The following is a 2,246-nucleotide window of genomic DNA, read 5'->3' on the forward strand; positions in this document are numbered from 1 at the left end:
TGTTAGCGTCAATATATTTTTCACCATTTTCACCAACGTATTTTCGCCAATCGCGCCAACGCGGATGCGCCGGATTCGCCAACGCGGATGCGCCGCTTTCGGCGTCTAGGCTCCCTCCTCCTTCCCGTCCTCACCGCCGATGGATACGTCCTTCAGGCGGTACGACCGTCCCGTTATCTTGATCATCGCGCAATGGTGGCAAAGCCTGTCGGCCACCGCCGAGGCCGTGACGTTGCTGCCGAACACGTCGCCCCACCTGCCCACCGGCACGTTGGTCGTGACGATGGTCGACCGCTTTAGCGCGTAGCGCCTGTTGACCAGCTGGAACAGCAGGTCGGCGCCCTCCTTGCCGATATCGAGGTAGCCGAGCTCGTCTATTATCAGCAGGCTGCAGTGCTCGTAGAACCGCATCCTGCGCGCCAGCGCCTCCTTCGCCGAGGCGTGCTTGAGGTCCTCGACCAGCCTCGAGCAGTCGGCGAAGTACACCTGCTTGCGGGCCATCACCGCCTCGTGGCCTATGGCTATCGACAGGTGGGTCTTGCCGACGCCCGGGCTGCCGACGAGCACGACGTTGTCGCCGCGGTCGATGAACTCGAGCGTGGCCAGCTGCTCGACCAGCCCGCGCGGCACGCTCGGCTGGAAGCCCCAGTCGAAGTCGGCCAGCGTCTTTATGTAGGGGAAGTTGGCCATCCTCGTGCGGCGCTCGTCGTCGGCGCGCCGCTTGAGGGCTATCTGGGCGTCGGTGAGCTCGAGCATGGCGTCGACCAGGCCCTTCCTCCCGTCGGCGACGAGCCTGACGTACTCGGGCACCGACGACGCCATGCCCTCGAGCCCCAGCTCCTCGAGGTTGGCCGCCAGGCGGTTGAGGGGGCTGGCCTGCACGGCGGCGCTCACAGCGAGCCCCCTATCGAGTCGAGCAGGCCGAGGTTGGCCGCGGCGGCCGCCTCGATGTCGCCGGCGGCGTCGCCGAACCACCGCTTGCCGGCCATGGCCTCGGCGTAGTGCGCCGGGTCGTAGGCCGGCCCGCCCGCCACGTGCGTGGCCACCAGCTCGCCGCCGACGTAGCAGTCCATCGCGCCGCCGGGCATGCAGACGATGCGGGCGGGCCTGCCGATGCAGCGCCTGGGCACCGACATGGGCTCGCCGTGCGCGCTCACCAGCATCGTGGCCGGCACCCTGGCCACGCGCACCACGTCGCCCATCGCCTCCTCGAGGGCGCGCAGGTTGCCGACGGGCAGCAGCGCGTCCTTCTCCTCCATGAACAGCGCGGAGGGCGGCAGCCCCGTGGTCTCGTTGGGCTCGGAGTTGCTGGCGTCCTCGATCCGCGCGACGATCTCGTCGATGTCGTCCCAGCCGTCGAAGTCGCCCTGGTAGGCCATGAGCCGCGACAGGAAGCGGTTCGACGACTCGACCTTGCCCTTCGTCTGGGGGCTGCGCGGGCGGCACAGCTTCAGCTCGAAGCCGGCGGCCTTGGCGAACTCGTACGCGCGCTGGACCTTGAGGCGCCTGCCGCCCTTGACCGTCACCAGGGCGGACATGTTGTCCGTGACCCACTCGCGCGGCACGCCGCCGAGCCTCGCGATCGTGGCGTACATGCACCTGACCAGGTCGTCGGTCGTCCTGGTCCTCGACCGGATGAATACGTGCCTGCGGGAATGGCCCAGCGTCGCCGCGAACACGTTGAACTCGAACAGCTCGCCGTCGCGGTTCGCCATCTTGACGGACTCCTTCCAGTCGAACTGCAGCTGCAGTCCGGGCGGCGTCTCGAAGCGCGGGTGCGGCTCCGGGCCGCCGGAGGCCCCGACGGCGATGCCGTTCTTGCGCATGAACTGGGTGAAGGCGTTGTAGCCGGCCAGGTCCTCGCCGGGATACCTGTGCAGCAGCCACTCGTGGATGCCCTTCTTGGTGACTCCCGGCAGCTGCGCCTTGGCGGCCACCTCCTCGATGTGCGCGTCGAACGAGCCCGCCCTGTCGCCGCGCCCGTCGCGGGGCCGCCCGCCCTCGGCCCTCCAGTACGACGCCACGGTGTGCCTGTCCTTGCCGTAGCGCTTCGCTATGTCGCTGAAGTTGGGCTTTATGCCCGCTTCCCTGTACATGTCCAACTCTCCGATCAGGTTCTTCTCCGCCACGGCCCGCTCCTCCCGAAAGCATCGTTCGCTCGTCGATCGAAGCGTAAGCCCCGGCGTTGGTGGAAATGGTGAAAATGCGTTGGCGCAAATGGCGGGATTGCGTTGGCATGATTGGTT

2 protein-coding genes are annotated in these 2,246 nt (G+C 67.7%); both read right to left on the reverse strand.

The window, feature by feature from the left end; translation table 11 throughout:
* Positions 1–105: 105 nt before the first annotated feature.
* On the reverse strand, positions 106–894 hold the full coding sequence (istB, locus tag DXB86_RS09790) for an IS21-like element helper ATPase IstB (RefSeq protein WP_117648567.1): 789 nt from the start codon (positions 892–894) through the stop codon (positions 106–108).
* A complete protein-coding gene (istA, locus tag DXB86_RS09795) occupies positions 891–2,129 on the reverse strand; it encodes an IS21 family transposase (protein ID WP_117736969.1) in 1,239 nt (412 codons plus the stop codon). The genes istB and istA overlap by 4 nt, the downstream gene beginning before the upstream one ends.
* Positions 2,130–2,246: the final 117 nt, after the last annotated feature.

Source organism: Collinsella sp. OM06-18AC, from assembly GCF_003438785.1.
Taxonomy (GTDB): Bacteria; Actinomycetota; Coriobacteriia; order Coriobacteriales; family Coriobacteriaceae; genus Collinsella.